The organism is Capnocytophaga sp. oral taxon 878 (assembly GCF_002999135.1).
Taxonomy (GTDB): Bacteria; Bacteroidota; Bacteroidia; order Flavobacteriales; family Flavobacteriaceae; genus Capnocytophaga.
On the sequence record NZ_CP027229.1, the window covers coordinates 1,967,446 to 1,991,500 of the forward strand.

At 39.8% G+C, this 24,055-nt stretch carries 18 protein-coding genes; 12 read left to right on the top strand and 6 right to left on the bottom strand.

The window, feature by feature from the left end:
- The first annotated feature begins 266 nt into the window (after positions 1–266).
- The 10 genes from C4H12_RS08860 to C4H12_RS08905 all read left to right on the top strand — a co-directional run bounded on the left by C4H12_RS08860 (position 267) and on the right by C4H12_RS08905 (position 9,113).
- On the top strand, positions 267–839 hold the full coding sequence (locus C4H12_RS08860; protein WP_106098597.1) for a hypothetical protein: 573 nt from the start codon (positions 267–269) through the stop codon (positions 837–839).
- Positions 840–887: 48 nt separating this feature from the next.
- The gene (locus tag C4H12_RS08865) at positions 888–2,033 is read left to right on the top strand and encodes a lactonase family protein (protein WP_106098598.1); all 1,146 of its coding nucleotides are present in this window, start codon (positions 888–890) and stop codon (positions 2,031–2,033) included.
- Between the two features lie 31 nt (positions 2,034–2,064).
- The gene (locus tag C4H12_RS08870) at positions 2,065–3,732 is read left to right on the top strand and encodes a formate--tetrahydrofolate ligase (RefSeq protein WP_106098599.1); all 1,668 of its coding nucleotides are present in this window, start codon (positions 2,065–2,067) and stop codon (positions 3,730–3,732) included.
- A 73-nt stretch (positions 3,733–3,805) separates the two neighbouring features.
- Positions 3,806–4,336 carry a DUF3575 domain-containing protein gene (locus C4H12_RS08875; protein ID WP_106098600.1) on the top strand — a complete coding sequence of 177 codons (531 nt, stop codon included), beginning with the start codon at positions 3,806–3,808 and terminating at the stop codon, positions 4,334–4,336.
- A gap of 101 nt (positions 4,337–4,437) precedes the next feature.
- On the top strand, positions 4,438–5,094 hold the full coding sequence (locus tag C4H12_RS08880) for a porin family protein (protein ID WP_106098601.1): 657 nt from the start codon (positions 4,438–4,440) through the stop codon (positions 5,092–5,094).
- A 30-nt stretch (positions 5,095–5,124) separates the two neighbouring features.
- Entirely contained in the window at positions 5,125–5,796 is a 672-nt protein-coding gene (locus tag C4H12_RS08885) for a response regulator transcription factor (RefSeq protein ID WP_106098602.1), read from the top strand.
- A 4-nt stretch (positions 5,797–5,800) separates the two neighbouring features.
- Positions 5,801–6,838, top strand: a complete 1,038-nt coding sequence (locus tag C4H12_RS08890; protein WP_106098603.1) for a cell wall metabolism sensor histidine kinase WalK — start codon at positions 5,801–5,803, stop codon at positions 6,836–6,838.
- A 362-nt stretch (positions 6,839–7,200) separates the two neighbouring features.
- A complete protein-coding gene (gene bioB / locus C4H12_RS08895; protein ID WP_106098604.1) occupies positions 7,201–8,331 on the top strand; it encodes a biotin synthase BioB in 1,131 nt (376 codons plus the stop codon).
- 51 nt (positions 8,332–8,382) lie between these two features.
- Entirely contained in the window at positions 8,383–8,598 is a 216-nt protein-coding gene (locus C4H12_RS08900; protein ID WP_106098605.1) for a DUF3820 family protein, read from the top strand.
- Positions 8,589–9,113: a gamma carbonic anhydrase family protein gene (locus C4H12_RS08905; protein WP_106098606.1), complete on the top strand. Its 525-nt coding sequence runs from the start codon at positions 8,589–8,591 to the stop codon at positions 9,111–9,113. The genes C4H12_RS08900 and C4H12_RS08905 overlap by 10 nt, the downstream gene beginning before the upstream one ends.
- Here C4H12_RS08905 and C4H12_RS08910 read toward each other — a convergent pair.
- Positions 9,110–11,677, bottom strand: a complete 2,568-nt coding sequence (locus tag C4H12_RS08910; protein WP_371514459.1) for a BamA/TamA family outer membrane protein — start codon at positions 11,675–11,677, stop codon at positions 9,110–9,112. The two genes, C4H12_RS08905 and C4H12_RS08910, sit on opposite strands and share 4 nt — an antisense overlap.
- Positions 11,678–11,715: 38 nt before the next feature.
- Here C4H12_RS08910 and C4H12_RS08915 point away from each other — a divergent pair, with 38 nt between their 5' ends.
- Positions 11,716–12,459, top strand: a complete 744-nt coding sequence (locus tag C4H12_RS08915; RefSeq protein ID WP_106098607.1) for an RNA methyltransferase — start codon at positions 11,716–11,718, stop codon at positions 12,457–12,459.
- Between the two features lie 4 nt (positions 12,460–12,463).
- Positions 12,464–13,438: a DUF6688 family protein gene (locus C4H12_RS08920; protein ID WP_106098608.1), complete on the top strand. Its 975-nt coding sequence runs from the start codon at positions 12,464–12,466 to the stop codon at positions 13,436–13,438.
- A gap of 599 nt (positions 13,439–14,037) precedes the next feature.
- On the opposite strand, the gene C4H12_RS08925 is transcribed toward C4H12_RS08920, so the two are convergent.
- From C4H12_RS08925 to uvrB, 5 genes are all read right to left on the bottom strand, one after another.
- Complete coding sequence (locus C4H12_RS08925; RefSeq protein WP_106099459.1) at positions 14,038–14,481, bottom strand: septal ring lytic transglycosylase RlpA family protein; 444 nt, start codon at positions 14,479–14,481, stop codon at positions 14,038–14,040.
- 144 nt (positions 14,482–14,625) lie between these two features.
- Positions 14,626–16,035, bottom strand: a complete 1,410-nt coding sequence (locus C4H12_RS08930; RefSeq protein ID WP_106098609.1) for a PorP/SprF family type IX secretion system membrane protein — start codon at positions 16,033–16,035, stop codon at positions 14,626–14,628.
- Between the two features lie 6 nt (positions 16,036–16,041).
- Positions 16,042–19,278 (bottom strand): gliding motility-associated C-terminal domain-containing protein, encoded by a 3,237-nt coding sequence (locus C4H12_RS08935; protein ID WP_106098610.1) that lies wholly within the window; start codon positions 19,276–19,278, stop codon positions 16,042–16,044.
- A 332-nt stretch (positions 19,279–19,610) separates the two neighbouring features.
- Complete coding sequence (gene lnt / locus C4H12_RS08940) at positions 19,611–21,209, bottom strand: apolipoprotein N-acyltransferase (protein WP_106098611.1); 1,599 nt, start codon at positions 21,207–21,209, stop codon at positions 19,611–19,613.
- A 697-nt stretch (positions 21,210–21,906) separates the two neighbouring features.
- Entirely contained in the window at positions 21,907–23,910 is a 2,004-nt protein-coding gene (gene uvrB, locus C4H12_RS08945; RefSeq protein WP_106098612.1) for an excinuclease ABC subunit UvrB, read from the bottom strand.
- Between the last annotated feature and the right edge of the window lie 145 nt (positions 23,911–24,055).

Genomic DNA, 24,055 nt, shown 5'->3' on the forward strand with positions numbered 1-24,055 from the left:
GGTAGGTAAAAGACAAGAGATAGGAGGTGAGAGAGTGGGGTGTAATGGGCTGATTATTAGGTAAGAGATAGGAGGTGAGAGGTAAGAGGGTGTAGGGAGGAAAAATTGAAAGATTGGCAATAAAAATGAAAAATAGATGAAAAAATCATAAAAGGTAGGTGGGAGAGATAGGGAGGTGTTGAGGTGTGTGTTTTTTTGCTATGGGCTCATTGGTTATTACTAATTATTTATTATCTTTGCGACCTAATTATTAAAGTTGGATTACTATGGCGGCACGGTTTGCTGATTGTATTGCTTATAACCCTGAAATTAAGGGTCGGTTGGGTGGATGTCCGCCCTTAATTATTGAAGATGAGATACCGCAGGGGTATGGTTTTTACATTACTTTTGTACACCCAGATAAACCGGAGAAGATGCTATCGGTTATTACACCTAAGGACTTTGACGAGCGTATAGACCACAGTATTTATCCTGATATGGCGACAAGGGTTATTGAACATGATTTTTCGGAGATGGGCAATAGGAAGGACTTGCGATTGGAGGAGATAGGTGAGGCTATTTTATCGGTAAGTGAATACAGGAGTAAAGGAGAGGAAGATGATTTTACTTTTATACAAGTAGGTGGGGAGCCCTTCTTTATACAGAACAAACTTTTTTACTGGGAGAAAATAGAAAGAGATGACTATTCATTTTTTGTGGTAATTAATGAGGAGGGATATTTAGATTGTGAGGAAGATGAAGGGAATATTAAACAATATGTGTTTGCTTACGGGGCACTTTACCTGTACAAACATAACCAAACGGGAGAAATAAGGGCTGGTTTTTGGCAGTATTCTTAATGTGTTGGGGAGGTAAGGGAGAGAGAGTTTAGACAATAATTAGAGTAAATAATGAAAATACGCAGTGTTATATTTGGGGTGCTATGGATGCTGAGTTGGCATACCTTTGGGCAACATTGGAAGGGTGATAGCCTGACGATGTTTGTAGGCACTTATACAGAAGGAGGAAAATCGGAAGGGATTTATAGTTATCATTTTAATCAGGAAGATGGGAAGTTTGAGTTATTGGATGTAATAGCGGCTGGAAACCCTTCGTTCTTGACGCTATCGGCCGATGGGAATAGGCTGTATGCTGTGAGTGAATACAGTGATGGGAGGCAGGGAGCTTATTCATTTGACTTGAAAGATTACAGGATGGTTTGGAGTAAGCCTGTTTTTCAAAGTACTGTTCCTAAAGAAGCCTTGCCACAGGCAGGTGCCGACCCTTGCCATATAGTAAGTGATAATAACTACGTGATCACAGCTAACTATACGGGAGGCGATATCAGTGTTTTCGGATTAGATGCTGAAAGGAGATTGGGAGCGGAGGTGCAACACATAGCTTTCATAGAGGCTTCGCACGGAAGTGTATCTCATATCCATTGTATTATCCCTACCCCTGAGGGGCGATATGTGCTGGTTACTGATTTAGGGAAAAACTGTGTGTATAGATTTCGTTATAAAGAAAGGAAAGCCCCCCAAGGTGTTAAAATACTGAATGATATAAAAGTTGCGTATCGTATGAGCAATGGGGAAGGGCCACGGCATCTTACCTTTAGTAAAGATGGGCGTTATGCTTATCTTATAAATGAATTAGGAGGCGAATGTGTGGTGCTGCGCTATAAGAATGGCAAACTGAAAGAAGTACAACGGATAATGGCAGATGAAGGCGGAGGGCGCGGCAGTGCTGATATACATATTAGTCCTGATGGGCGTTTCTTATATACCTCACATAGGCTGAAGAAAGATGGTATTGCCATCTTTGCTGTAGACCCTAAGAAAGGAACTTTAAAGAAAGTAGGATACCAAGAGACGGGTGTACACCCCCGCAATTTTGCAATTACCCCCAATGGTAAATACCTGCTGGTAGCCTGCCGTGATGATAATAAAATACAAGTTTTTAGGCGAGATGAGACAAGTGGAATGCTGACAGATACCTTGATAAATATTAATGTAGATAAGCCTACTTGTATAGTGTTTGGGGGAAAGAAATAGTAAATGATAATTGCTAATTATTAATTGTTATATGACTGACTTAGAAATTGCCCAAAAGGCACAGATGCTTCCTATTAAAGAGGTGGCTAAGAAGCTGAATATTAATGAGGACGATATTGACCCTTATGGTAAATATAAGGCGAAACTTCTGTTAGACCTCATCAATGTTGAGAAGATGAAAAAGAGCAAGCTGGTGCTTGTTACTGCCATTACCCCTACCCCTGCAGGAGAAGGTAAAACTACAGTGAGCATAGGACTTACAGAAGGACTGAATAGGATAGGTAAAAAATCTATAGCTGTACTGCGTGAGCCTTCATTAGGGCCTGTATTTGGAATAAAAGGAGGAGCCGCTGGTGGAGGATACTCACAAGTAGTGCCTATGGAAGATATTAATTTGCATTTTACGGGAGACTTTTCGGCTGTTGAGAAGGCTAATAACCTATTGGCAGCTGTAATAGATAATAACATACATAGCAAGACACACAGCATAGGTATAGACCCACGTACTGTAGTATGGAAACGGGTAATGGATATGAATGACCGTGCGCTACGCCATATAGTAGTAGGCCTTGGAGGACATACCCACGGTGTACCTCGTGAAGATGGATTTAATATTACACCGGCCTCGGAGATTATGGCTATACTATGCCTATCGGAGAGTTTTTCGGACTTGAAAAGGCGTATAGGGAACATTTATGTAGGGAAGAAATTTGATGGGACTCCTGTGTTTGCAAGAGACCTGAAGGTGGTAGGAGCTATGGCTCTGCTACTAAAAGAGGCTATTAAACCTAACCTTGTACAGACCCTTGAGAATAACCCTGCTATACTACACGGCGGTCCGTTTGCTAGTATTGCACAAGGTACAAATACTGTTCTGGCTACCAAGATGGGATTATCATTGGGAGAGTATGTAGTTACCGAAGCTGGTTTTGGGGCAGACCTTGGGGCAGAGAAGTTTTTGAATATAAAATGTACCTCGGCAGGGTTGGCTCCTGATGCAGTAGTGATTGTGGCTACTATCCGTGCCTTGCGACATCACGGAGGAGCTAAAAAGGAAGCATACAATACTCCTGACTTGGAAAAAGTGAAACTGGGTATTGCCAATTTGGAAAAACATATTGAGAATGTACAACTATTCGGGCTTAAAGCTGTAGTAGCTATCAACTATTTCCCTAACGATAGCGAGGAAGAAATAGCCTACATAAAAGAGATATGTGCTAAAAAAGGTGTGCAAGCTATTGTGAGCAAAGGTTTTAGTGAAGGAGGTAAAGGTACTGAGGAACTTGCTCACGCTGTAATAGCTATAGCTGAGAGCGGTGAAAGCCACTTTGAACCTTTGTATAGCAATGAGGCAAGTATAGAAGAGAAGATAGATACCGTAGCTACTAAGATATATGGCGCTAAGAAGGTGCATTACAGTAATAGAGCTATAAGTGAACTAAAACAGATAAAGAAATTAGGCTTTGACAAATTGCCTATCTGTATGGTAAAGACACCAAAATCACTTAGTGATAATGAGAAATTATTGGCACGGCCTAGTGATTTTGAAGTAACGGTAAGAGAGTTTGAATTTGCTTCGGGGGCTGGATTTGTAATTCCGATACTGGGGGATACGGTGCGCATGCCAGGACTACCCAGTGTACCAGCTGCTGAGGGTATGGACATAGATGATGAGGGTGTAATAAGCGGCTTATCGTAACTTTTTTGTGATTTTTTTTGCATATTTACTCAAAAGTAGTATCTTTGCACTTATTTTTAAACTAAGAAGACTAATGAAAAGAATTATTTTAGCCGCTATGCTCCTTTTTGCATCAGTGAAGACTTTTGCACAGGACGATTTTCCTAAGCACCAAGTAAACCTTAACGTGCTTAATGTTATATGGTTAGCCTCAGTAGAATTGGGGTATGAACACTTTTTTGCTTTCAATCAATCAATTGAGGGAGAGATTTTTATAAATGATAGATTCTCTTTCTTCACTAAAAAGAATGGTGAAAAGTACAGTGCTAACAGTGTGAAGTTAGGTTATAACTATTATTTTGATTTGGATGGCAATTCAGGACCGTATGTAAATCCTTTTATTAAACAACGTTTTGGTAAATTTAAATATGCTGACAATACTGAAACTAGCTTGGATAGCTTTATCGTAGGTATTGGAGCTGGTTACCAATGGAATTACAACGATACTTTTGTTATTGCCCCTTATGCTAATATTGCACGTAACTTTGGTAAAGGTGTGAAAGATGATAGTAAATTCTGGGCTATAGAGCCTAACCTTGGTATTAAAATAGCATACAAATTCTAATAAAACAATTATTTTTTTTTAAATGATTGACAATTAAGGATTAACATATTGGTGTTAATTATTAATTGTCAATTTTTTTTTATAACTAAAATATACTATTTATGAAACAGTTTTTTATTACTTTGGTAGTGGCCAGCCTTGCAACTATAGGCTATGGACAAACGGCTATAGGAGTGAAGGGGAATGACCCTTTTCTTACCTTTAATGTTTTTGCTAATGTAAAATCGGGGGGGAATTATAATGTAGAGTACTTTCCTGAACTTATACTGCCTAATGTAGGGGTATTTGCTAATGTGCGATTTGCTTCACATTTTGCTTTTCAGCCTGAACTTATGTATAAGCAAGAGGCTATTTCTTTTCAAAGGGAAAATGAAAACTTAGAACGAGGTGATAGACACTTTATCAGATTTAATAGTATTGAAATGCCAATGCTACTTCATATACAAGGGAATAATCCTTTTAGGGGATTTGGGCAGATAGGTGTAGGCCCTAAGTTCTTGATGAGAGCTACTTATTCGGAAAGACAAAAGAGTGCTAGGACGGATATTAGTAGGTATTTTAACTCGACACAGTTGGTTTTTCACTTAGGTGGAGGTGTGATGTGGGAGACGAGGAAGTGGATTTTTATGGCTGATGGTAGGTTTTCGGGGAGTATTAGTGATATTAGCAGTGATAGTTATAATCCGTACCTTGACTTTAAGGATGCTACGAGTGTGTATTTGAGTTTTTCGGTAGGAGTGGGGTATAAGATTAGATAAGAGATAAGAAATTAGATAAGGAGTAAGGTTTTGAAAATACTAATTATAGAGGACGAGAAGGAGTTGCGGCTTACTTTGCGTCAGTTTTTTGAACAGGAACATTTTTTGGTAGAAACAGCTAAAGATTATCATTTGGGGTTATCAAAACTTGCAGATTATGATTACGATTGTGTATTGCTGGATATTATGCTGCCGGGTGGGAGTGGTATGCAGCTGCTTGATGAGCTGAAGGCTATGAAGAAAAAGCATTCGGTGATTATTGTATCGGCGAAAGACTCGGTAGATGATAAGGTTTTGGGCTTAGAGAAGGGGGCGGATGACTATCTGGCTAAGCCGTTCCATCTTTCGGAACTTCTGGCAAGGGTGAAATCAATCATTAGGCGGAAGAACCAACAGGGGGAAGAGGTTATACAGCTTAAGAATGTATGCTTGTACCCTGAGACTCGTACTGTGAAAGTAGGTGATGTGCTGCTGAACTTAAACCGCAAAGAATATGACTTATTGTATTATTTTATAATTCGCCCTGAGCGCTTGGTGGAGAAAACAACTCTTGCTGAGGCTGTATGGGGTGATTATATTGACCAAGTGGATAGCCTTGACTTCATCTATTCACAGATTAAAAATCTTCGTAAAAAACTTAAAACAGCCCAAGCCGAAATTGACTTCCAAGCGGTGTATGGCATTGGGTACAAATTGGTGTAAGATAATGAAAATATCACTGAAAAACTATACGCTGAGGTACCTTACTCTGGCTTTTTTGCTTATCTTAATTATTTGGACGTTAATGGTGGGCATCTATATTTATGAAGAGGTTATTTATGAGGAGGAGAGTTATAGTAAGGAGCTTTTGGACGATGATGTGCTGCTGAATTTGGCTATAGCCCTTGGGGTGCTGTATGCTGTTTTGGTGCTTTCGACTTATCTTATTAACTTGCTGCTTATAAGGAAGATATGGAGGCCTTTTCAGGCTATAATAACTGCTATTAGGCAGTATAAGGTGGGGAGTAGGCAGCAATTAGAGCCTATTACTACGGATGTGATGGAGTTTAATATTCTGCACCAGAATATACAGCAGATGTGGCTGAGAAATGAGGTGATGTTTGACGAGCAGAAGGCTTTTATTGAGAATGCTTCGCACGAGCTTCAGACGCCTTTGGCTATTACGCTTGGCAAACTGGAGCTGCTGATGACTGATGAGGGGCTTAGTGAGGGGCAGCTGCTGCAACTTAGCCAGATAAAGCAATCACTGACGCGGATGACTCATCTGAACAAATCGTTATTGATGCTTACAAGGATTGAAAATCACCAGTATAAGGAGACTGAGAGTGTATCGTTCCAGGGGCTTATTACGGCTATTTTGGATGACTTGACTGACCTTATTGAGTATAAGGAGCTGAGGGTGGAGGTGGATGCTTTGCAGGATTTCAGGGTGGAAATGAATAAGGATTTGGCTGCGATACTTATTTCTAACTTGGTGCGTAATGCTATAAAATATAACTCTAAGGGGGGTGAAATAAAGGTTGTGATTAGGGGTGATCGGTTTGAGGTGCAGAATTCTTCACAGGATCATTTGCCTTTGGATGTGGAGCGTATTTTTAAGCGTTTTCATAAGGGTGAGCAGGATGCTAACTCTACTGGTTTGGGGTTGGCGATTGTAAAATCGATTGGGGATGCTTATCAGTTGGATGTGAGTTACAGATTTAAAGAAGGGAGGCATTGTTTGGAGGTAAGAGATAAGAGATAAGAGATAAGAGATAAGAGATAAAAATGTGATAGTGAGAGGGGAACAGTTGTTCTTCTCTTTTTTTTATTGATGCTTAGGGAGATGGTGGTGGTGGCTACTATCCTTCGCGACATACTGAGCTGTGCCAGCTCGCAGACTATCCTTCGTTTATAGTTCGTTTATCCTTCGTTATTCGTTCGTTCAAGCTAAGGGGTTGTTTGCATTAGGGTGTGCATATTATTGGGGGGAGTTGGTTGGTGGATTTGGGGTGGGTGGGGTGTGGATGGTGTTTGGGGTGTGATGGGGCTAATTAATTGTGTGTGGGGGATTGCTAATTAAGAAAAGTTTCTTACCTTTGCCGCCGAAATAAAGAAGGAAAAACTATGTGTGAATCTCAACATACTTGCAGCTGCAACAAGGCTGAAACGCGCCATAATTGGACAAAAGAAGAGGTTATGGCGATTTATAATAAACCTTTAATGGAGTTATTATACGAGGCGGCGACCTTACACCGGAAGTATCATGATCCTAACTCGGTACAGGTATCGACTTTGCTATCGATTAAGACTGGGGGATGCTCGGAGGATTGTGCTTACTGTCCGCAATCGGCTCGTTATGAGACTGAGGTGAAGATAGAGAATGCTGATATGATGAGTGTGACTCATGTGAAGGCACAGGCATTGAGGGCGAAATCGGCTGGGGCATCGCGTGTGTGTATGGGGGCTGCTTGGCGTAATGTGAAGGATGGTCCTGAGTTTGAACAGGTATTGGAGATGGTGCGCACGATCAATAAACTTGATATGGAGGTGTGTTGTACCCTTGGTATGCTTACTGAAAACCAAGCGCAGCGTTTGGCTGAGGCGGGGTTGTACGCTTATAATCATAACCTTGATACATCGGAAGAGTATTACAAAGAGATTATTTCGACGCGTAGTTATGAAGACCGCTTAAAGACGATTGATAATGTACGCAAGACGAATATTACGGTGTGCAGTGGTGGTATTATTGGTATGGGAGAGGCTTTGGAAGACCGTGCAGGGATGCTGGTGGCTTTGTCGACCCTTAATCCGCAACCTGAATCGGTTCCTATTAATGCGTTGGTGCCGGTAGAGGGGACTCCTTTGGAAGACTGTAAGCCGGTAGATATTTTTGAAATGGTGCGTATGGTAGCGACGGCACGTATAGTAATGCCGCAGTCACAAGTACGCCTTTCGGCAGGTAGGACTCAGATGAGTCAAGAGGGTCAGGCTTTATGCTTTTTTGCTGGTGCTAATTCTATTTTTGCTGGGGATAAGTTACTTACAACACCTAACCCTGATATTAATGAGGATATGCAAATGTTGGGGGTATTAGGAATGCGTATTCAGAAGCCTTTTGAGACGCACCCTCAACCTCAAACTGTAGAAGCTGAGGACTCACAGTATCATTCTTTGGGAGAGAACCCTAAGTGGACACGCCCTAATCATAAGATTGAGAGGAATGAAGAGAAAAAACGTGTGAAGCTAGCGAATTAGAAGATTGGGATAGAAGAGTATATTATGCCTTTTGGGAAAGACTAAGCTATTATGAATCCTGAAATTCTGAAAGAAATAATCACTACCCCAATGCCTTATGGAAAATATAAAGGTACTATGATAGCTGATTTGCCCTCATACTATTTGGAGTGGTTTAGCTCTCAGGGCTTCCCGAAAGGTAAGTTGGGGATGCTTTTGGCTACTGCCTTTGAGATTAAGATGAATGGCTTACAAGATATAATAGACAAACTGAAGAAATGTTACTAAAACGAGTTAATGGGAAGCAACCTGCCTTTGGGAAAGGTTGCTTTCTTGCTGAAAATGTGACCCTTACAGGGGATGTGCAATTAGGAGATAATTGTACTGTATGGTATAATGCTGTTATTCGTGGTGATGTGAATAGTATTAGGATAGGTAATAATACGAATATTCAAGACGGAGTGGTAATTCATGGTACTTATAATACTCATCCTACTGTTATTGGAAGTAATGTATCGGTAGGGCATAATGCTATTGTACATGGTTGCACTATTGAAGATAATGTGCTTATTGGTATGGGAAGCATTGTAATGGATGGGTGTGTGGTGGAAAGTGGTAGTATTGTAGCTGCAGGAGCTGTAGTATCCCCTAATACACATATTAAAAGTGGTAGCCTTTATGCTGGCGTTCCTGCTAAAAAAATCAAAGATGTGAGTGAAGAACAACGTGCTATGATACAACGCATTGCGGAGAACTACCCAAAATACGCGAGTTGGATTGAGGAAGATGATCTGCCCTTTTAAAAAGGATAATTTATACCGAAGTTAAAGACTGTATCACTAATTTTAAATTTCTTTATCCAACGACTGCCCTCGGACTCGGAAGGATCATAGGTAGGGATACCCATATCTAAACGTATTACAAAGAAGTTAAAATCATAGCGCAAGCCAAATCCGGTGCTTAGTCCTACATCTTTTAATGATGATAAATTCTTAAACTTATAAACTTCAAGTTCTGTATTATCGGCAACATTCCATATATTACCTACATCGGTAAATAAAGCGCCTTTAAAAGCCCCTATAATAGGAAAACGATATTCCAAATTTAGTGCTATTTTCATATTTGCTTCATTATAATCTAACATAGAAGGGCTTGAGCCTGGTCCTAAACGGTATGCTTTCCAACCTCTATTATCAGTAGTACCTCCTGCAAAGTAACTTTGAGAGAAAGGTATATTATCAGAATTTCCATAAGGAATAGCTATACCAAAAAATGACCTAAATGCAATTGAACTCTCTTTCCCTATAGGCCAGTGCTTAATAAAGTCTAACTCACCTTTAGCGTATTGAGCATATTCTACTCCAAAAATCTTATTTTTATTATTATCTGTTTTCACTATATTACTCTTAGCGGCTGCTAAGAGATTAAGCAGTCCTCCTGCTGTTTCTGCTTTAATACGAAATTGAGAGAAATTACGCTCAAAAAATTGTGATTTACTATTGATGATATATGTAAAACTAGTTGATACTATAAAGTCATTTTTTGTAAGGCGATTATAGCGTTCTAAAATACCTAAAAAAGGTATTAAATCTTCTGTTTGTAAAGTGATTTGTCTATCTAATATATCTTTGACAAAATTGATAGCTCCTTTTGAAGGTGTTAAATTCCCCTTGTTATCTACATAATCAGTACTTAAGCTGTATTTTTTAGCTATATCATTTAACCGTTCATAGGTACTTTGGTATACCCTAAAGAAGTTATTAGGATTAATATTATTTACATATTGTACATTTGCCAAATCAAAAATAACTTTATTCTTTTGGTTACGTGGGTTCCACACATAACGTAATACCCCTGATGTAGTGCGCTTATCAAGACCTATATTTGTTTGATAACTCATACCTCCCTGTAATATAGTCTGTGGAGTCATATAATAAGGTATTAGCTTCCGCGTATTTAAAGGAAAAAGAATGGAAGGAAATATAAAACGTAAATCACCACTAACTTCTGATGTATTAAAAAAACGTGTATCCTTCAGTGTAGGTTGCGAAGCAAAAGTACCTTGCAAGTTCAATTCTAAAGTTTCAGCTCCTCCAAACACATTACGTGCAGCAAATGACGTACCTACACCAAAACCTATAGCCTCAATTTCCGACCTTTTAATTTCATTTGTAAGTCGCAATGAAAACTTATCTAATGACGATAAATAAATATTCGCATCTAATCTATTCTGCAAAGTATCTTTAGGTGGATACTTAAATTCCATATTCGGATAACGAAATACTCTCAAGTTATTAAACTGCCTATAAGTATTACCACGCTCTATATCCGAGTATATTTGTCCTGCTTTCAAGCTCGTAGCATTAGCTAGCACACGAGGTCGATAACGCAATTTCCCTTTATAATAAATTAACATCCCACGATACTCCAATGAGTCTAGTGCAGATTTATCCATTCCATTCTCATAATCAGTATATAATCGTACTTTATTAATGCGGTGTACTTTGTATTTTTTAGTTGTAATCACATCTCCATCACGCTCTACAAGGTCTCCTATATCTGTAGTAACTTGCAGATAAGGGTCTTTTTGCGCCGCTACTGTATCTCGTACTATTTCAAAGTTGATAGAACTCTGCTGAAAAGTATAAAAACCATTATTCCTAAACAACTCATACAGCCGTGCTCTCTCTGCACTAAAATCTGTAAGTCTGTAAGGATTCCCTGACTTCAACAGCGTTTTGCCTAAATGTAACTTGTATATCGAATCAATTTCAGGTGAAGTAATTCGTGTTTTCAAACTATCAATCTTATATTGCTCTCCCGAAGTGATATAATATTTCACCTCTGCAAGCCGCTTATTTTCTTGTGGCAAAACAAAAATACTATCCGTTACTTTTGTATTAAAATACCCTATACTGCGGTAATATGCTCCCAGCTGCTTTGTTGTACGGCGCACCTTAGCGGTATCAAGCACTGCAGGAGCCTCGCCTATCTTCTGTAACTGATGGTCTATACCCGATACTAAAAACGATTTCTGTAACCTACCTACTTGCTTTTCCGATAAAACCTTAGTCAAAAAATGATGCCATCTCGGATGTTTATCAAGCCAAAAAGCAAATTCCTGTTCCGATTTAGGATTAGCTAAATTATAAATATACAAACTTAGCGGCATCCCTAAAATATATGAATTCGGCTTTTGTATCACAAAATTGTTTATCTTTGCATCATCAGTCTTAATACCATTCACTTGTACTGTATTTTCTTTAAGCAAATGCCGCCCCTCAGGCACGCGCTTAGTAGCATCACACCCTATAACAAATACACATAGTATACTGATAATTAATATTTTAATAAAATAGTATCTCACAAGCTCTTATTTTAGGGCTCAAAATTACAAATATTTTTATGCTTAGCAAAAATCAAACAAAATTAATTCAAAAATTACAACAAAAAAAATACCGAAATGAGCTTAAACTCTTTTTGGTAGAAGGGAAAAAAAGCATCCTCGAATTCCTCCGCGCAGGATACAAACCCGAACTTATAGCTGCCACCGAAATATTTAGTAATGAACTCCCTAAGCAATCTTTCATCCCTATCTCTGCCGAAGAATTAAAGAAAATTAGCCTCCTCCAAAACCCCGATGAAGGACTCGCAGTATTTCATCAACCCCCTCTACAAGGCATTCTTCAAGAAGGCATCATCTTAGCATTAGACAATATCCAAGACCCTGGCAACCTCGGAACTATCATACGCCTTGCCGACTGGTTTGGTATCGAAACAATCATTTGCAACACCCAAACTGTCGATTGTTACAATCCAAAGGTAGTACAAGCCACTATGGGGTCTCTCTCCCGCGTCAAGGTACATTACCTGCCTTTAGCAGGTTTCTTCGCTACTTGTTCCTTACCCATATATGTTACCACTTTACAGGGCGAAAACCTCTACACTACCCCCTTCCCTACCGATTGTGTGATTGTTATGGGCAATGAAGCCAATGGCATTTCTGCCCAAATACAACAGCTTTCCAACCACGCCATAACCATCCCCCAATTCAGCAAGCACCAAGCCACCGAAAGCCTAAATGTAGCCACCGCCACTGCTATAATACTAAGCCAAGTAGCCAATCTCATTTCACAGCCTAAAAAATAATTAAATGATAGCTCCTTTCATCTTAATACTCTTTATAGCAGCCTTTTTCATCATAGGCATATATATACACCGCCTTCACAAAGCACCCTTATGGCAAATAATCATCGCAGGGTTCTACTTGTTATCTTTCCTGTGGTTCTGCCTCTTTTTCTACACCCATTCTGCCGATTATACCCAGCCTATCGACCCGCTTGATACCGGTTATAAATTCATAGCCTCAAAACATTCACTCACCTACATCACATTCTTTTTCCTATATCAAATAGCCCTCTATACCCTTTGGATACGCAAAGCCTCCATCCCCCCAATACCCTTAGCTATTGCACTATGCATATTATATATAGGATTCATTTTCAATGGCTTACTTATCGCTCAATTAGCCAATAACATTATGCTTTTCTTCCCCCTCTTCAGCCTTATAATCGGAATAGGCATAGCTGCACAAACCCTCAACCACATCGAAACCAATATAGGCAAAACCTTCTTGCTATCCATAATTTTAGTGCTCCCTGTCTTTGTCATAATCACCCTTATACTTATGCTTCTTGGGCAAGAATATAACTCCATAAGCAAAGGACTCACCGAAACCACCACGTGGGCATTCTCCAAGCACAGCCACCCACCTCACCTCCCTCATCAAAGCCATTATTTATGCACCGTCGCCGCCTGCGGAAGCCCTTCTTTAGTGAAACCCCTTCGATACGGAAAAAGAGCAGGACAGCCCATCATCGTTAACCGGCAACTGCAAATAGCCAATGCCTTTGAAGAACTCATAACCGACCTCTCCCCTACCCTACATCGCTTCATCCGCCGCAATTATGACAAGTACGGCTATGACCTCTCCAAGAAAATAAAAAGCACCTGGGCTTCCAACCTCACCTACATACTAATGAAACCCTTAGAGTGGTTCTTCTTGATATGCCTATACACCTTCTGTCTCTCCCCCGAAACCAAAATAAAAAAACAGTACGCCTATTAACAAAAACAGCTCAAATACAACACATTCCCTCCGTCAGAAAAATCTCCATTACACCTATCTTGAAAAGAAGAACACAATCAGCAAGCCCCAACAGCTAAATAAGCTCATACTCCCCTATACCATACCCCTTAAAATAAAGAATTCTCATCTATTTCGCATTTTCATTGCCAATATCTCAAAAAAAAACACCTCCACTCTCTTACTTCTTACCTTTTACCTCTTACCTAATAATCAGCCCATTACACCCCACTCTCTTACCCCTTACCTCTTATCTCTTACCTACTTTAAACGAACCTATAACGAAGGATAAACGAAATATAAACGAAGGATAACCCTTACCCTGCTGATTATCAAGCACCCCACCTCCCTACCCTCTCTTTGCTAAATTCACAACAAAAAAAGCAAAAAGGCTCATAATTCTCATCATCACCCAATTTTCTCCCCACACCTCCCCCAAGCCCTTCTTACCTCTTAGCTACTCCAATAGTTGCAACCAAGTATCCCTCCAAACATAAAAAAATGAGAGAAGGATAATCATCCTTCTCTCACAATCAGCTTTTTACCTGTTATTTCTTATCTCTTTCCTCCTCTGAAAATTCTTACTTCAAAATTTCAATATCCACCTGCAGCACCCCCTTATTTTTATCATCCGTAATACTCATAAAAGCACGTTTGCTAAGGTCAAGCTCACGTCCTTTGGTAAAAGGACCTCTATCGGTAACTGTCACTACCACCTGCTTACCATTCACCCTATTAGTCACTCTTAGTTGGGTACCAAAAGGCAAAGAAGGGTGAGCCGTAGTAAGATTATTATTGCTGAAAACAGCCCCACTGGCAGTCTTTCTCCCGTTAAATTTATCGTGGTAATAGCTAGCAGCCACATTACTCTTAAAAGCCCCTACTTTTACAGTACCAACCGAAGTTTTTGCCACCTTTTTAGAAGTAGTTCTATGCTTAGCATAGCGCGTATGGCTCGTACCACAAGCCTGTAATAGTAACAGCATCAAAACTGCTACGCCAAATGTTCTAAAACGTTTTATCATCATATTATTCGAATTTATAAGCGCTTATTTCCTCTATAGCAAGCACATAAGCCCTTTTTAAATATTCAATAAAAAATAAAGAGCTGTTAAAGCCGAAACTTTAACAGCCCTTTGCAAATATAAAATACTAATTTTATGAAAAATCTATTTTCCTACTTTCAGTACCCAAACTTTTGAGTTATAGAACTCTGGTTTGCGTAACAAGTTAATCAAGGCTTCTCCAGCTTCTCCTCGGGTAGGAAAAGGTTTCTCAATATAAATATAAGTCATTAAGTTTTCCGGATGCTTAAAGGTAAAGGCTTTAATGCCCATTTGTTTAATCTTATTCAGCATTTCAAAAGCTCCTCTAGGGTTTTTATACACCCCTACTACCACATAGTGTCCTTCAGGAATACCCGAGTTAGCTATATTGTCTACTACCAAGCTCATACGCCCTTCCAACTCCTGGAGCACCGTCTTCTTCTTAGGCGGTTGTGGTGGTGTCGTAGGTGTAGCAGTAGTAGTTGTTGGCGTTGCCACTGTTGGTTTAGGTTGTGGCGGAGTTGGTGGAGTTGGCGGAGCCGAAGGCGGAGTCGATGGAGCTTTAGGTGGCTTAATATGGTGTTTGCCTCCAAATTGGTATGATAATACTACATCATAGCTACCTCCCAACTCAGCTACATAATTAGCTATACTTTGTTCATAGCCAAATCCCACACTAAAATGAGTCCCTATATTAAAGCCTAAGCCTCCAAAAGCACCATATTTTTGGTCATAACCAGCATAAGCCCATCCCATTTTAGCGTCAAGCATTAAGTGCCCGCCCAATTGAAAATTATCCTTGCTCTTTTTGCCTTTAGCCAAAACAGTGAATACAGCATCCTCCAAAAAGTCACTATTACTATCCAAATAATGGCGGTACATAGCATGAGTTGTAAACGATTTTTCGTTAAAAGGCACTGCCATTTCCCCTGCCGAAAATGAATAATCTAATAAGTTTTCAGCAGTAATACCAAAATGTAGTTTACCAAAGTTAATATCAAAACCAGGCTGTATATTAACCATACTAGCTCCTTTAGCATTCTCTATCAAAGGGTCATTCACATTAGTGCGAACTCTCCCTTTATCAATACTACTTCTAGCAAAAACAGCATTAATACCCAATCGCAAAAAATTATCATCCGATACTTCTACTTGGTGCACATAGTTCCCCAGCACACCTGTATTTGCAAATATCGAGGCTGTACGCTGGAACACCATTACGTGAAACATATTGTTTCCATCATCCAATACATTTTTCTTACCAGCATCACCTCCCCATTTCTTACCGTATGATAAGCCAAAGGTATTAAATTTATCTTCCTTGAACCCCATCCATTGGTTTTTATGAAAAAACGTAATTTGTTGCTCATTCTTTCCAAAAATAGGAAAAGCTGGGTTCATTAGGTAAGTATTGTACTTCACAGCCGTATGCCCTGGCAATTCATAAGGTAAGTAGTTCCCTTCACTTTGTGCCCACAAAGCATTGCTGCCCAAAGCTAACACAATTATTAATATGTATAGTATTCTCTTCATTGTATGCTATTTTAGTAAGGTAACTACTCCTTTCTGCTTTTCTACTCCATCGCCTTCAATTACATAAATGAAGAACAATGAACGTTTGCCTAACTCTTTATAAGCATTAACATCTGGCCAGTTATTTTGGTAATTAGTGGTCGAAAATATTTCTTTCCCTTCTTGCGAATAGATAGTTACCCTCACACCAGCTTTGCAATACTCATCAGGTATTAACCAAGTGTCATTAATACCATCTCCATTAGGAGTTACAATATTAGGAATAGCTTTTACCTCGAATACATTAAGCTCAAAAGGCAACTCATTAGTACCTGCGGATGCACATGATTCTTCTTTCAGAGTGTAAGCACCCATCATATCTTTTGAAGTAATATTTAATGTATTACCATAGAATGAGGTACCATCTGGCTTAACCCATACAAAGTTATTACCTCCCTCAGCTACCAACTGCTGACCTACATTCACATCAATCTTTCGCTCACGTGCCGAACTATGTTGGGTTATCTCTCTACCTTTTGTACCTGCTGTTGTAATCTGTACTATTTTTAACTGTCCAGTACGATAGTTCTCTATCTTTATATGAGCGCGTTTAGGGCAACCTCCATTGTTAATCTCTAAATAGTACTCACCTATTTCGTTAATTACCACTGTAGGTAATTCACTATTTAAAAAGGTATCATTATGGTAGTTTGCACTAGTTACTTTGTACCAACGATATGAAAAACTATCTGCTACCGATGAGGTAGGGTCAAAGCTATCAGCAGCTACTGTCAGAGTAATAGTACCTCCTGTACATAAAAAGGCAGTACCTTTAGTACCTTCACTGGTTGATATTTCAAAATCAGGAATTGGAGTGAAAGCTATCACTTTAGGGTCAGATACCTTAATAATAGTCGTGTTATATATTACTCGCACAGCATATTTAGCCGAGTCAGAATTCCCTTCACGTGATACTACCAACTTGGAATCTGTTTCGCCTATTAAGTCATTACCATCTTTTGTCCATTGCAAACTAAAGTAACGGAAATCAGCTTTCTTAACTTCTACTTCTTCACCTGTACTGCTTAGTTTTACTACAATACGTTGCAATTCAAGTGTAGTTGCCGAACGTGTTTCACAATCAGCTGCCGATACAGCTAAAGTACCTACTTTCAAGCTCTGTATATCAGCTATTGTTTCAAAATAGACAGGTGGAAGGGTAATAGTTTTTCCACAAGTACCCATATCAGTAACTTTTGCCTGATAAATATCCACCGAAGTAGGTGCTGTAGTAATATTAAGGCTCCTACCAGTCTCACCAGTAAGTACAATGCCATTCTTTGTCCATTCAATAGTAGGTGTCTCGATATTAGTAGATACTTGCAACACATTAGTTTTCCCTACAAAAAATATTTCCTTACTCTTAATATCTTCCACCCAGCGCGCTACTACAGTGTTTTTTTTAACCACTATCGAACTTGAAGTTGCTGGGCAACCACCATTGTTAGCATCTACACTTACGTGAAATACCCCCGATGTATCTGTATTATAACTAGTAAGTCCCACTCCTTTTGCTATTTGCACATTATCCTTATACCAAGTATAGGTCGATGAGGCATTAGCTCCCGTAGTTATAGTAAGAGTAACCGAGCCTTCACAGTATTCTAATTCTGTTGTTCCTCCATTAATGCGTAATGCATTAGTATCTTTCAACAAAACACTTATTTCATTAGATGTTGGTATAGCACCATAGTTAGGAGCCGTAGTATTTAATTGATATTTACCATTATCAAGAGCTTTATCAAGAGTAATCTCGTGAGTATTAGTACCTACATTAGCATAGGTTCCTGTAGTGTTTGCCTGCCATTGGAAAGTAAAGAACGAGTAGTCCGAAGGGTCTACTATTAGTTCATTACTCCCTACCTGAGCAGTAATTTTATCTACTGTAAGAGTTATTCTGTCATAAACACAGTCTTCATAAGCACTCTTAGTTTTAATACTCACCTTGAAGTTATCTGGCTGCGTAAGTTCGTGTTCAGGTGAAGTAACTGTAGCTGCACAGCTACCTCCTTGTGTTACTTCTACTTTATACTTACCTGCTGCATTAGCCGTATAAGTTGCTCCTGTCTCTCCGCTTATCTCATTACCATCTTTAAACCATTTATAAGTAGGAGCTTGGGCTGTAGTACTTGCCGTGAAAACACGTGTTTTCCCTGGCATTAACACATTACCTCCTGTAGTGCTTATACTTGCAGTTATATTATCTGATCGGGTTATTTTTACCTTATTTGATTTTACATCACAATTACCTCCACTACCCACTTGCACATAATATTCACCAGCCAAGTTGTCAGGGGCCAAAACTGTATAAGTATTTACATCTGTTTCTCCTAACTTGGTTGTTCCTCTATACCAATAATATTTACTGCCCGATATAGGAGGCGTAGCTGTAAGGGTTATATTCTCATTAGTACAAACTGCCGTAGCCGAACTACTTAAAGTAACCGTTTGGTTACCCGACATTACTACGGTAATATTAGCTGAACGTGCATTAGTTGAGCCCGAACATTTAGTACCATAATCTACAACTGCATAATATACTCCTCCTTCACTTACCGTAAAAGTAGGCGCAGCATCTTCTGCCAACAGCTCATCACTTCCTGTCGAGCCTGCTGGTTTTTGTTTGAACCATTTATATTTGTAATTATCTGGCTTAGGGTTATTAGTCGATGGCACTACCTTCACTTCTTGTGTATGTCCAGGACAAAGTGTTACATTAGTAGGAGCTACTGTAATACGTGAACTAATTGCCTGATAATAAACCTCTATCTCTTCACCTGTTTGCTTATTGCCGCCTCCGTTATCTATTTCCCAAGTCGCTATTTTCTCTTGCGCCGGACTTGTACTACGCACACGTATTTTGTACTTTTTGCCTTGTGTATTGTTTGGAAAACTAAAACTTACTGGCACAGTACTAGTGAAATTCTTATTGCTAACTGTTTGCAATACTGTAGGATTCGCACCAAACTCACCATTTGAATCCGATAATTCTACAATGAATTTGTTATCTGCATTCGCAAAAGGTGGCGTCCACGAAATAGACAAAGTAAAACTATTAAAAGTGGCACGCGGACAAGCATAGCCTTGGAAGCCTAACTTAGCCGCCGATAGCCTCCCTTGTGTTTGGGCATATCCACTGCTAAGCATTGCTACACAGGCCAATACCGTGAGAAAACTATGAATAAAATAACTTTTTACTTTCATTTTTTCTTTTCAAAATTAAAAAAAACATTGCTACATTGTTACTGAGAGTCTTGCTTTTGAACTCTATAAATCGCACAAAAGTACAAAAAACTACTATTACAGCCAAATACAGGTCATAACTCATCCCTCTCCCTATGTTATCAATCTCTTAAAACAAAAATAATGCCACAATCTTAATACCCTTATTATCAATATTTTTCAATTTCAAAAACCTTCTTTTACCTCAAAATCTCCCTTATGTTATTTAGCTAAAATTTAATAACTAATTAAGAATAATTTAACGGTTTAACCTCTGTTATTTATAAACTGAGGCTCTCTAAAGCTTCTCTATGCTAAAAACTATTACGTTTGCGCAATACTGCATATAAGAAGATAAAAAAACTCAAAAAATAACTAATGCGGGCTATATAATCTCCCATTGCCACATAAAAGGTAATCTCTTCGTTCAGCGCAATAGTACCTTTTAAGCTGCCTTGCGTGTCGTATGGCAATGTTTCTAGCACATCTCCTCTACTATTAATAAAGCCTGAAATACCCGTATTGGCACTGCGGGCTACACTCCTACGGGTTTCTATAGCACGCAAACGCGTATAACTAAGTAACTGCTTGTGTCCTTGGGTATTACGCCACCAAGCATCATTGGTAAGTACCGCCAAAAAGTTCGCTCCTTTCTTTATGTAATCAGTCACAAACTCCCCATAAATACTTTCGTAACAAATAATAGGCGCCGCTTTCCCTTCGGTATGTACTCCCGCAAAAGCAGTCCTTTCTGCCTGAGTCGTTTTAAGGGCTACTGTCCCTCCTAAGTTGATAAGCGTTTCTCCCAAAATAGGTTTTAATATTTGCTGATAAGGAAAATTCTCTACCGCTACTACCAGCTTGCTTTTATGGTATAAGGGAAGCTCCTGTGTCTCTCCATTTAGCAAAAATGCCGAATTGTAATCGTTATACCATATCCCGTACTTGGGCAGATAATTACTCTGCGAAGTCGTGAGTGCTTTATCTGTCACAAAATCAATCATTGCCGTACCTACTACCCAATTCAACTGCGGATACCGAGCCGTAAAAGCGCGTAACTGCTGTATTTCTATCTTTTCCGACAACTCGTGTAGTTTGATATTATCAGCAAAAACAGTCTCTGGTGTAATGATAAAGTTTACATCCTTATCCATCTTTTTTGCCGAAAGTTCTACCAACAAGTCTGCAACTTGAGTATTGGTAAGGGCATATTTAGCATCATAAGGGTCGATATTAGGCTGCAAAACGATAGCAGTTACAGTCTTCTTGCCCTTTTCAGTATAGTTAGCGTATATAAAATAAGAAATAGTAATAGGAACAGCCACCAAAAGCATCATTACGCCTACTTTTTGCGCCAATAGCTTCCTGTTTTTAGTCTTCAGATAGCTATCTACAGCCAAAAAAGCAACAATATTCACTATCCAAACCCACAAAGTACCGCCAAAAGTCCCCGTATACTCATACCATTGTATCCACGTAACTTGCTCCGAGAACACATTACCAAGGTTCAGCCAAGGCCACGATACATCCCATGTAAGGTGAAACTTCTCAAATGAAATCCATATCACTGCCAAGAAGATGAGAGCCACTTTGCGCTGCATCCTTTTGGCCACTATGTGATATAGAAGGAAGGTAATACTCATCAGCAAGGTATTAGCAAGTATGGCAAATACAGCCCCCACTTCGGTCGAATACCATATCCACCAAGTTGTAGGAATATTCCATACCAAAAAAGCTAAATAACTAAGGACGAATACCTTGCGCTTAGTATGCTTATAGTCTTGCCTAATCTTTGCCTCTACCAGTAATAAGGGCACTAAGGCTATAAATATCAGCGCTGCAAATCCGTAGGTCACCCACGATCCTGCCAATAATGCGCCTGATAATATTGAAAGAAGTACTAATTTTTTCAATTTATAAGTTTTAAAATATCACGTTTAATTTACCAATTTCTGCCTGTTTTAATCCTCCTCTCCCTCTTGCATCTGCTCCCTAAAACAGTCCTTTTCTATTCTCTACAAAGTCGGTATTGCTTTCATTACTAATCTCATAACAACACCTTCCCCCTACGAAAAGCAAAATTAATACTTTTCCCCGAATTACCAAAATCTTCACCTCTCCTTCTCAGCCCAAACCCTTCCTATTCTTTTGCCCTACAATAAGTTCAAATTCCACAATTATATATTGGGGAAACATCTGCCCTGCCTCCAAATTTATCACATCCCCCCTTTTATCTTTTATCTTTTACCTCTTACCTCTTCCCCAAATTGCGAATAATGCAAAAATCCCTTCCCCCACCCTATTCCCTATCTACTAACTCCTTTCAACTGATAATCAACCCATTACACCCCTGCCCTCTCACCTCTTATCTCTTATCTATTACCTACTTTAAACGAACGAATAACGAAGGATAAACGAACTATAAACGAAGTATAAGCCTTAGCTACCTGATAATCAGCCTCTAAATACCTAATCTTTCACTTTGCCAAATCCGCAACAAAATCCCCCAATTCTTACATTTTTCTCACTCTTTTCGCATTTCCTGCCTATTTTTCTCACCCCTATCCCCTAACTCCTACACCCTATCTCCTACCCCCTATCTCCTATCCCCTAACTCCTACCTAAAAGCCCTTCCCATTTCCTGAGTTCATTCCTATAGCTTGCTGCCTTCTCAAAATCAAGACTTGTAGCGGCCTCAGTCATTAGTTTTTTATAGCGTTGTATCTCTTTTTGTATCTGTTCATCAGTGTAGTACTTAGCCTCTTCCTCTGCCGCCTGTCTATTAGCAAAAGTAGGGTCGTAATGCACCTCACTTATCACACTTTTAGCCAAACTATTCTCTATCTTCTTTTGTAGCGGTTTAGGCTCTATGTTATGAGCCTTGTTGTAGTTCATTTGTTTTTCTCTCCGGTAGTTCGTATCGTCTATGGTACGCTGCATACTATCGGTTATCTTGTCGGCATACATTATCGCTTTCCCGTTCACGTTACGCGCGGCACGTCCCACCGTTTGGATTAGCGAACGTGTCGAACGTAAGAAACCTTCCTTATCAGCATCCAAAATCGCCACAAGTGATACCTCTGGCAAGTCCAACCCCTCACGCAGAAGGTTCACCCCTATAAGCACATCAAAAAGCCCTTTGCGCAGGTCTTGCATAATCTCCACTCGCTCCAAGGTATCTACATCACTGTGAATATAGCGGCATCGCACCCCTATGCGCGCAAGATATTTACTTAGCTCCTCTGCCATCCGCTTGGTAAGGGTTGTCACTAGCACCCGCTCATCTTTCTCTACCCTTAGATGGATCTCTTCCACCAAGTCATCTATCTGGTTATTGCTTGGGCGCACCTCTATTTCTGGGTCTAATAAGCCCGTAGGGCGTATCACTTGCTCCACATAAGCTCCTCCTGTCTGTTGTAGCTCGTAATCTGCCGGCGTAGCACTCACGTAAATCACTTGGTTTTGCAGCGCCTCAAACTCTTCAAATTTCAGCGGACGGTTATCCATAGCCGCAGGTAACCTAAATCCGTATTCCACAAGGTTCTCTTTCCTACTGCGGTCTCCTCCGTACATAGCATGCACCTGCGATACCGTTACGTGGCTCTCATCTATCACCATCAAAAAATCATCAGGAAAATAATCTATAAGGCAGAACGGACGCGTACCGGCTTCTCTACCGTCCAAATAGCGTGAGTAGTTCTCAATACCCGAGCAGTAACCCAGTTCTCGTATCATCTCCAAGTCAAATTCCGTGCGCTCTTTCAGCCGCTTAGCCTCAAGCCCCTTACCCGAAGCCTCAAAAAACTCTACCTGCTTCACCAAGTCTTGTTGTATGTTCCATATCGCTTTTTGCAATATATCTGGCGATGTAACAAACATATTAGCAGGGTAAATATTAAGCGTCTCATAGTGGTCTAATATCCTGTTTGTCATAGGGTCAAACTGCTCTATCTCTTCAATTTCATCACCAAAAAAATGAATCCGAAAAGCATTGTCATCATACCCCGGGAACACATCTAATACATCTCCTTTTATCCTGAAGTTACCGTGTTTAAAGTCAGCCGTAGTACGAGCGTAAAGACTCTGCACTAGCCTGTGCATCAGTTTAGTACGCGGTAGCACATCCCCTTGCTTAATGCTAATTACGTTTTTCTGAAACTCAATAGGGTTCCCAATACCGTAAAGGCACGATACCGAGGCAACCACCAGCACATCCCTACGCCCCGAAAGCAATGCCGAAGTGGTACTCAGCCGCAGCTTTTCTATCTCATCATTTATCGAAAGGTCTTTCTCAATATACGTACCCGTTGTAGGAATATAAGCCTCCGGTTGGTAGTAATCATAGTACGATACAAAGTATTCCACAGCATTATTTGGGAAAAAAGCCTTAAACTCCGAATACAGCTGCGCCGCAAGAGTTTTATTATGTGCCAATACAAGCGTCGGACGCTGAATCTTTTCCACCACATTAGCAATAGTAAAAGTCTTCCCCGAGCCCGTAACACCCAGTAATACTTGGTATTTCTCATCACGTTCAATACCCTTTACCAGCTGCTTTATTGCCTCTGGCTGATCGCCCGTAGGCGCAAAATCCGAAACTATATTGAATTTCATTTTATTTTTAAAAGTTAAAGCGTCAGACCCTCATTCATCAGTCCAACCTGTTAAACCAATCTATCTATTTTTGCAAAAGTACTGTTTTTCACCGAAATAGCCAAATTAAATTAACCCCTCCCACCCTCTCTTACCTCTTACCTCA

Coding starts and splice junctions, on each gene's coding strand:
- C4H12_RS08880 (WP_106098601.1), top strand. CDS start 4,438: ATGAAACAGTTTTTTATTACTTTGGTAGTGGCCAGCCTTGCAACTATA.
- bioB (WP_106098604.1), top strand. CDS start 7,201: ATGTGTGAATCTCAACATACTTGCAGCTGCAACAAGGCTGAAACGCGC.
- C4H12_RS08915 (WP_106098607.1), top strand. CDS start 11,716: ATGCTTAGCAAAAATCAAACAAAATTAATTCAAAAATTACAACAAAAA.
- C4H12_RS08930 (WP_106098609.1), bottom strand. CDS start 16,035: ATGAAGAGAATACTATACATATTAATAATTGTGTTAGCTTTGGGCAGC.
- C4H12_RS08870 (WP_106098599.1), top strand. CDS start 2,065: ATGACTGACTTAGAAATTGCCCAAAAGGCACAGATGCTTCCTATTAAA.
- C4H12_RS08935 (WP_106098610.1), bottom strand. CDS start 19,278: ATGAAAGTAAAAAGTTATTTTATTCATAGTTTTCTCACGGTATTGGCC.
- C4H12_RS08925 (WP_106099459.1), bottom strand. CDS start 14,481: ATGATAAAACGTTTTAGAACATTTGGCGTAGCAGTTTTGATGCTGTTA.
- C4H12_RS08875 (WP_106098600.1), top strand. CDS start 3,806: ATGAAAAGAATTATTTTAGCCGCTATGCTCCTTTTTGCATCAGTGAAG.
- C4H12_RS08860 (WP_106098597.1), top strand. CDS start 267: ATGGCGGCACGGTTTGCTGATTGTATTGCTTATAACCCTGAAATTAAG.
- uvrB (WP_106098612.1), bottom strand. CDS start 23,910: ATGAAATTCAATATAGTTTCGGATTTTGCGCCTACGGGCGATCAGCCA.
- C4H12_RS08920 (WP_106098608.1), top strand. CDS start 12,464: ATGATAGCTCCTTTCATCTTAATACTCTTTATAGCAGCCTTTTTCATC.
- C4H12_RS08890 (WP_106098603.1), top strand. CDS start 5,801: ATGAAAATATCACTGAAAAACTATACGCTGAGGTACCTTACTCTGGCT.
- C4H12_RS08900 (WP_106098605.1), top strand. CDS start 8,383: ATGAATCCTGAAATTCTGAAAGAAATAATCACTACCCCAATGCCTTAT.
- C4H12_RS08905 (WP_106098606.1), top strand. CDS start 8,589: ATGTTACTAAAACGAGTTAATGGGAAGCAACCTGCCTTTGGGAAAGGT.